Origin of the sequence: Pseudomonas vranovensis DSM 16006, from assembly GCF_000425805.1 — a bacterium.
Taxonomy (GTDB): domain Bacteria; phylum Pseudomonadota; class Gammaproteobacteria; order Pseudomonadales; family Pseudomonadaceae; genus Aquipseudomonas; species Aquipseudomonas vranovensis.
Genome location: NZ_AUED01000003.1, coordinates 451,159 through 464,817 on the forward strand (window position 1 = coordinate 451,159; position 13,659 = coordinate 464,817).

Here is a 13,659-nt window from a genome sequence, read left to right on the forward strand (position 1 = left end):
GAGGCTCCTGGGGCCGACATCTGGTTATTTCGCCACTGGCGTGAGCAATGGCAGTTTCCACTGACCGCTGGCCACTTGCGGGCCAGGCATGTACAGGCGCAGTACGCCGTAGAACGGACCGTTGGGTGCCGGCAGCCAGTTGCTCTCACGGGCTGTGCCGGGGGAGACATGCTGCAGGTAAAGGGTCAGGCCGCCGTCGGCGTCGCGCTTCAATTGATTGAGCATCCGCGAGTTGATCAGGTAGCGGTCCAGTGGGTTGTCGACCAAAAGGCGGGTTTTGCCGTCGTACATTGTCAGCGACCAGAACGCTCGAGCTGGAGGTAACTGGCCCTTGTCGAAGTGCAGGGTGTAGTTCTGCTTGCCGGCATCGACCGGCCTGCCGCTGCTGTCGGTGAAATAGCCCATGTAGTTGGCTTCTTCGGCAGAGTTGCCAAAAATTCCGAGCCTGGCTCCGGCATAGCGGTACAGGTAGTTGTTGTTCAAGTGTTCCCGGGTACCGAACAGGTCACCGCTGCTGATCTTGTGGCTATCGATGTCGGACTTTTTGAACGCGGCGAACTCGGCCTTGCCATCTTCAATGCCGGCTTGCAGGGCTTGGCGTTGTTCGGCGTTCAGCACGCTTTCTTCGAACGGCTTGTTGGGGTCGATGCCGATTTTCCTGAAACGCTGCAGCAACTCGCTTTCGCTTTCCACCGGCGGGGCGAAGGCCATCATGAAATTCAGGTAGCGAAACAGCGCGGGTGTCTCGGTCATGTCCGGTTGAGGTTTGAGCCAGGCCACGGCCGGCAGGACCGGAGGTGGCGACTGACCGAGAAAGGCGCTCAGCGGCTGGACCTTGTAGCCCAGCTGGATGGCTTTGACGTTGTCCAGGTCTGCCTCGTTGAACAACTGGGTGCGGTACAGGGCGTAGACAACCTGGGTTTCGCTGTGGATGACCTTGTCGATGCCTTCCGGGGCCGGCCCTTGCCAGCCAGGGCCGGCTATCAGGAAATTGCCGCCCTTGTTGCCGGTGCTGCGGGTGCCCAGGTAGTCGAAGTTCTGGGTGTAGATGTCGATCAACTGGGTCGAGTAGTAGCGATCTTCTCCGATGGCTGGCAGGGTCAGAACCAACGGTTCGCTGCGCAGGTCCATCCACACGAACGAGTAGGGCGTGTCGGAGTTGGGGGTGATGAAAGCGGTGTCTTTGGGTGTGAAGACCTTGGTGCTGTTGCCGATCTGGTTGAAGGGCGCCTTGTAGTCAGGGCTACCGCTGTCTACCGCCTGGGTGTAGAGGGTCTTGTACATCTCTACCACCGGAAAGCCGTACAGATAGGCTTCTTTGGCAATCTGCCGGGCTTCGTCGAGGCTGGCGTTGAACTCGGCCTGAGCGGCCTGGCTGAGTAGCAAGACACAGGGAAAGATGACGTGAGCAGCAGTAATCCGTTGCATAGCAATAACGCCTGATCAATAAATCAATGCACTAGCGGTACTTGATAACGATGCCTTTGAGCTTGCGCCCTTCAATGGTGCGGATGTCCCGGTCCCAGAGCGGCCCGCTGACATAGGCCGAAACCGGCGCGATGCGGTCGTAGACCACGACCACCGCATCACCGCCGATCTTCGCTGCCTCCTCGCGCAGTTTCTGTTCGACCTCGGCAATCGGTGGCGCCGGCTCGACACTGGCGTCGACCACGATCTCGCCGAGGCGATCATGGGCGCGCAGTGGCTCGCGACGGAGCACTTCGACATTGGCGGCGCTGCTGGGCGCAGCATGGGGGGCACCAACATATTCGGTGGTGCGGGCGTCGATACTGCTGCAGCCAGCCAGGGCCAGCAGCAGTGTGCCAAGCAGCCAGGTCCCTGGGCGGTACAACATCTGAACTGCAGCCATGCTCCGATTCCCTCCGAGGCCAGTCATACGCTGAAACAAATACTTAACTGAAAGTAGCTGCAAATCCGTCTGTCGCAAGTTGGCAAATCGAATTACCTACCGCTGTCACCCCAGCACTTCGCGCAGCCGGTACCACATCATGCCCAGTGCCAGCAGCGGCGAGCGCAACGCCTTGCCGCCCGGAAAGGTCATGTGCGGCACGGCGCTGAACACATCCATGCCCTGGCTGTGGCCAGCATCGATGGCTTCCGCCAGCAGGCGGGCAGTCCAGTGGGTGACGTTCAGGCCGTGGCCGGAATAGCCCTGGGCGTAGTACACGTTGGGGTGCTGGGACAGGCGCCCGACCTGCGGGAAGCGGTTGGCAGTGATACCGATCTTGCCGCCCCACTGGAACGCGATGCGGGTGTCGGCCAGTTGCGGGAACACCTTGAGCATCTTCGGTCGCATGTAGGCGGCGATATCCAGCGGGTCGCGTCCGGAGTAGTGACAGGCGCCGCCAAACAGCAGGCGGTTGTCTGCCGTGAGCCGGTAGTAGTCCAGGCCGACTTTCTGGTCGCACAGTGCCAGGTTCTGCGGGATCAGCGCCTTGGCTTGTGCGGCACTCAACGGCTCGGTGGTAATGATGTAGCTGCCGGCGGGCAGCACCTTGCCGCTCAGGCGTGGCTCCAGCTCGTCCAGATGGGCGTTGCAGCCCAGCACCAGGCTGCCGGCTCGCACGCTGCCGTGGGCACAGCGTACTTGCACGGTCGCGCCGTGGTTGATCTCCAGCACCGGGCTGTGTTCGAAGATGCGTACGCCAAGGGAGGCGGCCACCCGGGCCTCGCCCAGCACCAGGTTGAGTGGATGCAGATGGCCCGAGCCACGATCGATCAACCCGCCGGCATACGCCGAGGACGCCACGACCTCGTGCATCCGCTCGGGGCCGATCAGTTGGGTTTCATGGCGATAGTCCAGCGCTGCCAGGCTCTCTTGCTCGCTGCGAAAGGCGGCGAACTGCGCCGGAGTGTTGGCCAGTTCGCAAAAGCCCCAGCGCAGGTCGCAATCGATGTTGTGCGCGCGGATTCTATCGGCCACTACCTCGACCGATTCGATTCCGGCCCGCTGCAGGTACTTGACTCCCTCCTGGCCAACATAGCGGGCAAAGCCCTCGACCTCGTGGCCAATGCCACGGATCAACTGGCCGCCGTTGCGACCGCTGGCTCCCCAGCCGATGCGCCGGCCTTCGAGCAGGATCACCGAGAGGCCGCGCTGGGCCAGTTCGATGGCGGTGTTGACGCCGGTGAAGCCGCCGCCGATGACACACACATCGGCGCTCAGTTCTCCAATCAGTGCTGGGTGTTCAGGCATCGGTCCGACCGATGCCCGGTAGTAGGAGCTGGCATGTTGCGCAGCAGGATTCATAGAGGCTCCCTGGCTCATTTGTTCGACTTCACTTTGCTCCAGGAGCGGGTCATCACCCGCATGATCTGCGGGGTCGGGGTGTTGGAAACGTAAAGCTTGTCCAGCACCGCCTGCGGTGGATACACCTCGGGGTTCTTGACCAGGTCGGCGTCCATGTACTGCTGGGACGCTGGAATGGCGTTGGCATAACCGACGGAGGTGCTGACCTTGGCAATCACTTTTGGATCGAGCAGGTTGTTGACGAAGGCATAGGCCTCTTTCGGGTTGCTGGCGTCAGCGGGAATGGCCAGCAGGTCGAACCACAGGTTGGCGCCTTCCTTGGGAATGGCATAGGCGATATTGACGCCGTTGTTGGCTTCCTTGGCGCGGTTGGCCGCCTGGAACACGTCGCCGGAGTAACCGAAGGCTACGCAGATGTCGCCGTTGGCGAGGTCCGAGACGTACTTGGAGGAATGGAAGTAGGTGATGTACGGGCGCAGGGTCAGCAGCTTGGCCTCGGCTTTTTTATAGTCTTCGACACTGTTGCTGCGGGGGTCCATGCCCATGTAGTTGAGGACTGCGGGGAACAGCTCATCGGCCGAGTCCATGAACGACACGCCGCACTTGCTGAGTTTCTTGAGGTTCTCAGGCTCGAACATCACCGCCCACGAGTCGATGTGATCGACGCCCAGTACCTGCTTGACCTTGTCGACGTTGTAGCCGATGCCGTTGGTGCCCCACAGGTAGGGCACCGAATGCTGGTTGCCGGCGTCGTTCTCTTGCAGGGCCTTGAGCAGCACCGGGTCCAGGTTCTTCCAGTTCGGCAGTTGCTCGCGGTCCAACTTCAGGAACGCGCCGGCTTTTACCTGGCGGGCGAGAAAGTGGTTGGAAGGCACCACCACGTCGTAGCCGGTACGACCGGCCAGCAACTTGCCTTCCAGGGTTTCGTTGGAGTCGAACACGTCATAGATGACCTTGATACCGGTGCTGCCCTGAAAGTCCGCCAGGGTGGTATCACCGATGTAGTCGGTCCAGTTGTACACGCTGACACTGGGCTGGGCCTGGGCCGCGGCGCTGACCAGCAGCGCCAGGGTTGCACTTGCAACTGTTTTCAATGAACGCATGTCGACACCTCTTCGAATTGTTTTTTTCGATGTTTGCTACGGGGCTCAGACGCTGAGCAGCAGGAACTCGCGCTCCCACGAACTGATCACCCGCTTGAAGTTCTCATGTTCGGCACGCTTGACCGCCACGTAGCCGCGAATGAACTTGCTGCCCAGGTGCTGCTCGATGCTCGGGCAGTCTTCCATGTTTGCCAAGGCATCCTCGATGGTGATCGGCAGCCGCAGGTTGCGACGCTCGTAGGCACGGCCCTGCACTGGGGCGCTGGGGTTGATCTTCTCGACCATGCCCAGGTAGCCGCACAACAGGCTGGCGGCAATGGCCAGGTAGGGGTTGGCGTCGGCGCCGGGCAGGCGGTTTTCAACGCGCATGGCCTCGGGGCTGGACGTCGGTACGCGCAGGCCCACGGTGCGGTTCTCCTCGCCCCACTCGACGTTCACCGGTGCCGAGGTATCGGGCAGGAAGCGGCGGAACGAGTTGACGTTGGGGGCGAACATCGGCAACACCTTGGGGATGTACTTCTGCAGGCCGCCGATGTGGTGCAGGAACAGTTCGCTCATCTGCCCATCTTCGTTGACGAAGATCGGCTTGCCGGTGGCGATGTCGATCACGCTCTGGTGCAGGTGCATGGCGCTGCCTGGCTCATCGCCCACCGGCTTGGCCATGAAGGTGGCGGTGACGTTGTGCTTGAGCGCAGCCTCACGCATGGTGCGTTTGAACACGGTGATCTGGTCCGCCAGGTCCAGCGCGTCGCCGTGACGGAAGTTGATTTCCATCTGTGCCGGGCCGTCTTCGTGGATCAGCGTATCCAGGTCCAGGCCCTGGGCTTCGCACCAGTCGTAGACGTCTTCGAACAGTGGGTCGAATTCGTTGGCAGCATCGATGGAGAACGACTGCCGGCCACTTTCGGCGCGGCCCGAACGGCCCAGCGGCGCTTGCAGCGGCAGGTCAGGGTCGTCGCAGCGCTGGGTCAGGTAGAACTCCATCTCGGGGGCGACGATGGGTTGCCAGCCTTTGTCTGCGTAAAGCTTGAGGACCTTTTTAAGCACGTTGCGCGGCGACAACTCGATGGGGTTGCCTTGTTTGTCGAAGGTGTCGTGGATAACGATGGCGGTGGGTTCCAGAGCCCACGGCACCATGTACACCGCCGAGGAGTCCGGGCGGCAGACCATGTCGATGTCGGCGGGATCGAGCAGGTCGTAGTAGATATCGTCGTCGACAAAATCCCCGGTTACCGTCTGCAACAACACACTTTCCGGCAGGCGCATGCCTCGCTCATGCAGGAACTTGTTGGTGGGTGCAATTTTGCCGCGGGCGATACCGGTCAGGTCACTGACCACGCACTCGACTTCGGTAATCTTGTGTTCTTTCAGCCACGCAGACAGCTGATCGAAAGGGGCATTCATAAAGACCTCGTTATTGGTTTTATTACGCGCCAGGACCAGCGATCAAGGCTGGTATGCCGTCTGGACGACTTCCCCTGCAGCGCGTTGAGGGCTATCTTGGGTGACGCTTGCGCATTCGATCTATCCACTTTTCGCAGAATAAAATGCACCAAAAGAGTGCATAAAGAGCAGCTCATGACAGTGCCAAATCCGTTTCAGGTCCAGGCTTTCAGCACCGCCACCGTGATTGAGCAAGAGCGCGCGTCGCCGAACTGGACCGTGCATTACCAGCAGATGTCGCCAGGGCATTTCGCCGGCCGCATCCGTTGCCTGGAACTTGAAGGCGTGGAGATCTACGAAGAATCCATGAACACACGGGTAGAGCAGAGCTTTCGTGCCCCGCCCGGCGCCCTGACATTCTGCTTCGACCGCACGGACAACAGCCTGTACCTGCTCAATGGCGAAAGCCGCAACATCTGGATCACCCCGGAGAACTACCAGGAAGTGGCCGTGGTGTTCGGGCCTGAGTTCGTTCAACGCCACCGGGTCGACATCGCGCGCCTGGAGGGGCTGTTCATGGCTCCGCTCAATTCCATGCAGAACGCACTGTTCAGCCGTTGGTTGAGCGGCACCCTGACGCGCCTGGGACAGGAGGTCGACCCGCCGAGCCGCGAAGGATTGGCCGAGCAGTTGCTTCAGGATTGCCTGTTCATTCTCGACAGCGCGAGTGTCTGCCTGGATCGCAGCGCCTTGTGGCGCCGTTCCGAAGAGCGCCTGATCATGCGTCGGATCGGCCAATGGGCCGGTGACTGCCCGGAAGAAACCCTCAACCTGCTGGAGCTGGCGCAGGTCGCCGAAGTCCCCCTGCGTCAATTGCAGCAAGCCTTCAAGACCTACACCGGGATGACCCCTGCCCACTGGCTGCGCCTGCGCCGCCTGAACAGCGCCCGGCGCGAGCTGTTGAGTTGCAAGGCGGGGGACAGTACGGTCGCCGAAGTCGCCATGCACTGGTCGTTCTGGCACCTCGGACGGTTCTCCAGCAGCTACCAGCAATTGTTCAAGGAATTGCCCAGCGAAACACTCAAACGAGCACATCGACACACCTGAGACACAAATAGCCATCTATCTGACCCTGTCGGGCAACCGGGCCGCAGTGGTATGTTCTCTCCAATAAATGAAGTCGATAGATTGGAAAGACCATGCCAAGAGCCTCCCACCAAGACCTGCGTCGCGCGTTTCGTAAACTCCTTGCTTCTCCTGCCTGCTACCACACGGCCTCCGTGTTCGACCCGATGTCGGCGCGTATCGCTGCCGACCTGGGTTTCGAAGTGGGCATCCTGGGTGGATCGGTCGCTTCCCTGCAGGTGCTTGCCGCACCTGATTTCGCCCTTATCACCTTGAGCGAGTTCGCCGAGCAGGCCACACGGATTGGCCGGGTGGCCCAGTTGCCGGTGATCGCCGACGCCGACCACGGCTATGGCAACGCATTGAACGTGATGCGCACGGTGACCGAGCTCGAGCGCGCCGGTATCGCCGCGCTGACGATCGAAGACACCCTGCTGCCAGCGCAATTCGGGCGCAAGTCCACCGACCTGATCAGCGTTGCCGAGGGCGTCGGCAAGATCCGCGCGGCCCTGGAGGCGCGTGTCGATCCGGAGCTTGCGATCATCGCCCGCACCAACGCCGCACTGATTCCGGTCGAAGAGGTGATCGCGCGTACCGTGGCCTACCAGAACGCTGGTGCCGACGCACTGTGCATGGTCGGCATCCGTGACTTCGAGCACCTTGAGCAAATCGCCTCGCACCTGAGCGTGCCGCTGATGCTGGTGACCTACGGCAACCCGCAACTGCACGATGATGCGCGCCTGGCGCAATTGGGTGTGCGCATTGCCGTGGACGGCCACGGAGCCTACTTTGCCGCGATCAAGGCCACCTACGACTGCCTGCGCGAACAACGCCGGATCACCAGCAGCGCCTCGGACCTCAGCGCTACCGAACTTACCCATACCTACACGGTGCCTGGCGACTACATCGTCTGGGCCCGCGAGTACATGGACGTCAACGAATAGGCCACAGGCCTTGCAGCAGCAATTCCCTACAAATGGACAAGCGAAATAATTCATGAAGAAAACAGTGGGTGTACTGTCAGGGCTCGTCGTCGCCGTGGCCGCAGTATGTACGGCAGGCGCCTGGTACACCGGCAAGCAATTGCCTGAGGTGCTCGACAATGCCATTGCCCAATCCAACGTCCAGCTCAAGCAGTCGATGGTTGGGGTCGGTGGCAGCGCAAACCTGGAGCTGATATCGCTGGAGTCGCATCTGTATTCGAGCACCGCTCGTTACCGGATCAAGGTCAACGACCTGATGGTCGGCGATGAGCCGCACAGTTTCGAGCTGGGCTTTGTCGATCGTATCGAGCATGGTCCGTTGCCCTGGACGCGGCTCAAGGCGTTGAAACTCATGCCGGTCATGGCTGCCAGCAACTACACCCTGGAAAAGGACGCCAGCAGCGCCGAGTTGTTCGTTGTCAGTGGTGGGGTGGCGCCGTTGCAGGGCCAGACCAGCCTGGGCTACGACGGTTCGACCGACAGCACGGTGACCATGCCGCCGATGCAATGGACAGACGCGGGCGGTTCGGTGCTGAAGTTCTCGGGGCTGGAGGTGCGTGCCACGGGTACCAAGGATGCCGGGCAGGTCACCTTCAATGGCCATTCCGCGAACGTGAGCCTGAATGTGCTGGAGCCGGGGCGCGCGCCGTGGAACGTGGAGGTCTCCGGGCTGAAACTGACGGGGGATATGAGCAAGACCGAATTTGGCTACTACGTCGGTACCAGCGCGCTGGGAGTGGCTGAGACGAAGGCGGTGCTGGGCGAGCAGCAGAAAGTGCTGGTGATCAAGCAACTTGAACAGAACGCCGCCTCCGAGATCAATGGCGATACCCTGACCGGAAAAGTGGCCTACAAGGTGGGCGATATCAATTTCGACGCCAAGCCGGTGGGGTCCAGCGAAATGCTCTTGAGCTTCAAGCGCATCGACGTGCCAGCCATGCAATCACTGATCGCCTGGTACCAGAAGCGCCTGCCGGAATTGCAGGCCGCCCAGGCCCGGGGCCAGGCAATGCCATCGGTGCCGATGACCGAGGCGGAGAAGGCCCAGGTCAGTGCCGATGTACAAAAGGTGCTGGCCGCCAAGCCGCAGTTCGCCCTGGAGAACCTGTCGTTCAAGACGGCCAACGGTGAAAGCCGCTTCAGCTTGAGCGTCGACCTGGACAAACCGGCTTCACTGGAACTGCCACAGGATGAGCTGTACCGGCAGATGATCACCCAGGTGCAGAGCAAGCTGCAGTTGTCCAAGCCGATGATCGGCGACCTGGCTGCCTTGCAGGCGCGTCTGCAGGGCCAGAGCGAGGCGCAGATCCAGGCCCAGCAAGTCGCCCAGACCGGCGAAATGGTCGGCATGATTGCACTGCAAAGCCAGATGGCCACGGTGCAGGGCAATGACATCCTGTCCAGCGTGCATTACGCCGATGGGATGGTGGACTTGAACGGCCAGAAGATGACCGTCGAGCAATTCGCCCACCTGATCATGGCCAACCTCGGGGCGCTCCAGCCACGAGGCTGAAAAACAAGCCCCGGTGCGGCAGGTCTGTCGCACCGGGGCTTGTTTCACTAAAAAAACCTTTTGAATTCATCCGATTAACTGTAGCCTTCGGCATCCCATAAAAACCCGAGGCCGCAGAAGGTCTTTGGTTCTGCCTGCAGCGCCGTTCAGCGCCTTGCTCGCAGAGCCTGTAGCCGATTTGCCAGGGCTCGGTGATACACTCGACTTACGCGCACAGGCGCCTGCAGGTCCAGCGATCATGACCCAGATTTCCGAACGCCTTTTGGTCCAAGCCCACCTCGATGCCAAGCAGCCCAAGCCGCTGACACCCGAGCAAGAGGCCGACTACCGCGCCGCCATCGCCGCCGAACTCAAGGCGCAGAATGCGGTGCTGGTTGCCCATTACTACTGCGATCCTGTGATCCAGGCCCTGGCCGAGGAAACCGGCGGTTGCGTGTCCGATTCGCTGGAAATGGCCCGCTTTGGCAACAAGCACGAAACCAGCACCGTGATCGTCGCCGGCGTGCGCTTCATGGGCGAAACCGCCAAGATCCTCAACCCTGAAAAGCGCGTGCTGATGCCAACCCTGGAAGCGACCTGCTCGCTTGACCTGGGTTGCCCGGTGGACGAGTTTTCGGCGTTCTGCGACCAGCACCCGGAGCGCACCGTGGTGGTCTATGCCAACACTTCCGCGGCGGTCAAGGCCCGGGCCGACTGGGTGGTGACTTCCAGTTGCGCGCTGGAAATCGTCGAGAGCCTGATGGACAACGGCGAGACCATCATCTGGGGGCCAGACCAGCACCTGGGTCGCTACATCCAGAAGCAGACCGGCGCCGACATGCTGCTGTGGGACGGTGCCTGCATCGTTCATGAAGAGTTCAAGTCGCGCCAGCTGGCCGACATGAAGGCGCTGTACCCCGATGCCGCGATCCTGGTACACCCGGAGTCGCCTGAGGCGGTGATTGATCTGGCAGATGCCGTGGGCTCGACCAGTCAGCTGATTGCCGCGGCGCAAACGCTGCCGAACAAGACCTTCATCGTGGCGACCGACCGCGGCATCTTCTACAAGATGCAGCAGCTGTGCCCGGACAAGATCTTCATCGAAGCGCCTACGGCCGGCAACGGTGCGGCCTGCCGCAGCTGCGCCCACTGCCCGTGGATGGCGATGAACACGCTGGAGCGCACCTTGCAGTGCTTGCGTGAAGGTAGCAATGAGATCTTCGTGGAACCTGCGCTGATTCCCCAGGCAATCAAGCCGCTCAAGCGCATGCTCGACTTTACCCAGGCGGCGCGGATGAAGTTGTCCGGTAACGCTTGATGCACAGATCGCGGGGCAAGCCCGCTCCTACCGGATCATGGTAGGAGCGGGCTTGCCCCGCGATGCATTTGAGGACCTCAGCGCATCATTTCCTTGACCATGCGCTGTTGCTCCATCAGCTCACGCTGACGCGCGTCGATCTTCTCCTTCAGCACCCTGTTGCCTGCCCGCTGCTTGGCGTAGTCGAGCTGCTGAACCGCCTGGTCGTAGTCACCCACCAGGGCAAAGTACTCGGCACGCGCCTGATGCAGGCCGACCGTGTTGCCGGCCAGTCCTCGCACTTCTGCCACGTCATACCAGACATCCGGGTCTTCCGGACGATTCTTGAGCAACGCATCCAGCGCCTTCTCCGCTTCGGCGGGGCGGTTCTGCTTGAGCAGCAGGTCGATCCGCGCCTGTTGCAGCGGGTAGTTGGCCGGGTACAGGGCGCGCATGCGATCAACCCGCTGCTGGGCATCGGCCAGGCGGTTGTTGGTAATCTCCAGGTCGATCTGCGCCAGGTTGTAGGTGATGTCGTTGGGGGCCTTGGCCAGCAGCGGCTTGAGGCTTTCGCGTGCTTCGTTGAGCTGGCCGCCCTTGATCAGGGCCAAGGCCAGGCCATAGCGGGCTGCATCCATGTTCGGGTTTTCGTCCAGCTGGGCACGGAAACGCTTGGCGGCCAGGCCCGGGGTGCCTTCATAGATCAGGGCAACGCGGGCGCGAATCAGTTGATAGCGCTGGCTGTCTTCGGTACCGCCTTTGGGTGCCTGCTCGGCGCGGTTGCGGGTATCGGCGATACGCGATTCGGTCACCGGGTGAGTGAGGAGGAACTCCGGCGGCTTGGCATCGTAGCGGTACTGACGCATCAGGCGTTCGAACATGCTGGGCATGTTGCGCGGGTCGTACCCGGCTTTTTCCAGGTTGAGGATACCGATGCGGTCGGCTTCCTGTTCGTTCTGTCGGGAAAAGCGCCGTTGTTCCTGGATGGCGGCAGCCTGGGTACCGGCAATCGCGGCAATACCCGCGTCGCCTGCGCCGGCTGCGGCAGCGACGATGCCCGCGAGCAGTGCCGCCATCATCGGCAGTTGCATGCGCTGCTGGGCCTCGACGCCCCGGGCGAAGTGGCGTTGCGACAAGTGAGCCAGTTCGTGGGCCAGTACCGAGGCATATTCGCCTTCGGTCTGGGCGTTGAGGAACAGGCCGCCGTTGACCCCGACAATCCCGCCGGGGGCGGCGAAGGCGTTGAGTTCTCGGCTGTCGATAAGGATGAATTCGAGGCGGCGGTCCTGCAGCTGGCTGGTTTCGGCCAGGCGATAGACGCTGGTCTCGACATAATCCTTGAGCTGGGGGTCGTTCAGCTGATTGACGTTGCCCCGCAGCAAACTGAGCCAGGCGCGGCCCAGCTGGTGTTCTTGTTGGGGGGACACAATCGCAGAACTGGCGTCGCCGAGTGACGGCAGGTCGTCGGCATGGCTGGGTAGCGCCATCAAACAGGCCAGCGTCAGCAGGGTAGGGCGCAGTAAATTCATGCACGAAGCTCTGGTCGACAAAGAGCCTTACTGTAGCCCGCTCACACGTCGGCGACCAGTGGCGGTATTCTAGCGGGCTCGATTGAACGTGCCTGCCTGGAGAACCCCGATGAGCGATAACCCGACCTTTGATGCCGAACTCGACGCCAGCGGCCTGAACTGCCCGCTGCCGCTGCTCAAGGCGAAGATGGAGCTCAATCGCCTGGGCAGCGGCGCAGTGCTCAAGGTGGTGGCGACCGATGCAGGATCCCAGCGCGACTTCCGCACTTTTGCCAAATTGGCCGGTCATACGCTGCTGCTCGAAACAGCCGAGGGTGGCGTGTACACCTACTGGCTGCGCAAGGCCTGAGTTTTTCTCCCCTTAAGGATCGTCAATGTTCAAGGTGCTTCGCGACTGGATGCAACGCTACTTCTCTGACGAAGAAGCCGTGGTGCTGGCGGTCTTGCTGTTTCTGGCGTTTACCGCCGTCCTTACCCTGGGCGGCATGCTGGCGCCGGTGCTGGCGGGTATGGTCCTGGCGTTTCTCATGCAGGGCCTGGTCAATGCCCTGGAACGTCTGCGGGTGCCGACCCGCTACGCAGTCGGCCTGGTGTTCGCCCTGTTCATGGCGGCGCTTGGGGTCTTCCTGTTGGTGCTGGTGCCGTTGCTCTGGCATCAGTTGATTACCCTGCTCAATGAACTGCCAGGCATGCTCGGCAAATGGCAGTCGCTGTTGCTGTTGCTTCCTGAGCGCTATCCGCACCTGGTGTCTGATGAGCAGGTACTGCGGGCCATCGAGGCCATGCGCGGGGAGATAGGCAAGTTCGGCCAGTGGGCGTTGACCTTCTCGTTGTCCAGCCTGCCGTTGCTGGTCAACATCATGATCTACCTGGTGCTGGTGCCGATCCTGGTGTTCTTCTTCCTCAAGGACCGCGAGCTGATTGCCCGCTGGGTCAGTGGCTACCTGCCGCGCGAGCGTGCATTGATGACCCGGGTGGCCGAAGAAATGAACCGCCAGATCGCCAACTACATCCGTGGCAAGGGTATCGAGATTCTGATCTGCGGCGTAGCGACCTACATCGCCTTCATCACCCTGGGGCTCAACTACGCGGCATTGCTGGCCTTGCTGGTGGGGCTGTCGGTGGTGGTGCCGTATGTCGGCGCCGTGGTGGTGACGGTGCCGGTGACCTTGATCGCGCTGTTCCAGTGGGGCTGGGGCGACCAGTTCATCTACTTGATGGCGGTGTACGCAATCATTCAGGCGCTCGATGGCAACGTGCTGGTACCGCTGTTGTTCTCCGAGGCAGTGAGCCTGCACCCGGTGGCCATCATCTGTGCGGTGTTGTTGTTTGGTGGTTTGTGGGGCTTCTGGGGGATCTTCTTCGCGATTCCGCTGGCAACCTTGTTCAAGGCCGTGCTGGATGCCTGGCCAAGGCAGGAGCCGGTGGTAGCACCGTTGCTTTGAACAGGCATCGCGGGGCACGTCTCGACGTGCC

The 13,659-nt window shown here is 61.5% G+C and carries 12 protein-coding genes; 6 read left to right on the forward strand and 6 right to left on the reverse strand.

The genetic code is table 11. From position 1 onward, the window contains the following. Positions 1–24 precede the first annotated feature (24 nt). The 5 genes from H621_RS0109120 to H621_RS0109140 form a co-directional block, all read right to left on the reverse strand. Positions 25–1,428 (reverse strand): DUF1254 domain-containing protein, encoded by a 1,404-nt coding sequence (locus H621_RS0109120; RefSeq protein WP_036989613.1) that lies wholly within the window; start codon positions 1,426–1,428, stop codon positions 25–27. A gap of 31 nt (positions 1,429–1,459) precedes the next feature. After that, positions 1,460–1,870 (reverse strand): hypothetical protein, encoded by a 411-nt coding sequence (locus H621_RS0109125; RefSeq protein ID WP_051270486.1) that lies wholly within the window; start codon positions 1,868–1,870, stop codon positions 1,460–1,462. Between the two features lie 105 nt (positions 1,871–1,975). Beyond that, positions 1,976–3,271, reverse strand: a complete 1,296-nt coding sequence (locus H621_RS0109130; protein ID WP_028943094.1) for an NAD(P)/FAD-dependent oxidoreductase — start codon at positions 3,269–3,271, stop codon at positions 1,976–1,978. Positions 3,272–3,285: 14 nt separating this feature from the next. Further along, positions 3,286–4,374 carry a polyamine ABC transporter substrate-binding protein gene (locus tag H621_RS0109135; RefSeq protein WP_028943095.1) on the reverse strand — a complete coding sequence of 363 codons (1,089 nt, stop codon included), beginning with the start codon at positions 4,372–4,374 and terminating at the stop codon, positions 3,286–3,288. Positions 4,375–4,419: 45 nt separating this feature from the next. Further along, positions 4,420–5,778: a glutamine synthetase family protein gene (locus tag H621_RS0109140; RefSeq protein ID WP_028943096.1), complete on the reverse strand. Its 1,359-nt coding sequence runs from the start codon at positions 5,776–5,778 to the stop codon at positions 4,420–4,422. 174 nt (positions 5,779–5,952) lie between these two features. On the opposite strand from H621_RS0109140, the gene H621_RS0109145 reads away from it, so the two are divergent. The 4 genes from H621_RS0109145 to nadA all read left to right on the forward strand — a co-directional run bounded on the left by H621_RS0109145 (position 5,953) and on the right by nadA (position 10,675). Continuing rightward, a complete protein-coding gene (locus H621_RS0109145; RefSeq protein WP_028943097.1) occupies positions 5,953–6,864 on the forward strand; it encodes a helix-turn-helix domain-containing protein in 912 nt (303 codons plus the stop codon). A gap of 92 nt (positions 6,865–6,956) precedes the next feature. Further along, positions 6,957–7,826, forward strand: coding sequence for an isocitrate lyase/PEP mutase family protein (locus H621_RS0109150; protein ID WP_028943098.1), 870 nt, complete (start codon positions 6,957–6,959; stop codon positions 7,824–7,826). A gap of 52 nt (positions 7,827–7,878) precedes the next feature. Further along, positions 7,879–9,378: a YdgA family protein gene (locus H621_RS0109155; protein WP_028943099.1), complete on the forward strand. Its 1,500-nt coding sequence runs from the start codon at positions 7,879–7,881 to the stop codon at positions 9,376–9,378. Between the two features lie 238 nt (positions 9,379–9,616). Then, positions 9,617–10,675, forward strand: coding sequence for a quinolinate synthase NadA (gene nadA / locus H621_RS0109160; RefSeq protein ID WP_028943100.1), 1,059 nt, complete (start codon positions 9,617–9,619; stop codon positions 10,673–10,675). 77 nt (positions 10,676–10,752) lie between these two features. Here nadA and H621_RS0109165 read toward each other — a convergent pair whose 3' ends face one another. Next, on the reverse strand, positions 10,753–12,183 hold the full coding sequence (locus tag H621_RS0109165) for a M48 family metalloprotease (RefSeq protein ID WP_028943101.1): 1,431 nt from the start codon (positions 12,181–12,183) through the stop codon (positions 10,753–10,755). A gap of 109 nt (positions 12,184–12,292) precedes the next feature. Between H621_RS0109165 and H621_RS0109170 the strand changes: the two genes are divergently transcribed. Together H621_RS0109170 and H621_RS0109175 are read left to right on the forward strand one after the other, a co-directional pair. Further along, on the forward strand, positions 12,293–12,532 hold the full coding sequence (locus H621_RS0109170) for a sulfurtransferase TusA family protein (RefSeq protein WP_028943102.1): 240 nt from the start codon (positions 12,293–12,295) through the stop codon (positions 12,530–12,532). A gap of 25 nt (positions 12,533–12,557) precedes the next feature. Further along, entirely contained in the window at positions 12,558–13,628 is a 1,071-nt protein-coding gene (locus H621_RS0109175; RefSeq protein ID WP_028943103.1) for an AI-2E family transporter, read from the forward strand. The last annotated feature ends 31 nt before the right edge of the window (positions 13,629–13,659 follow it).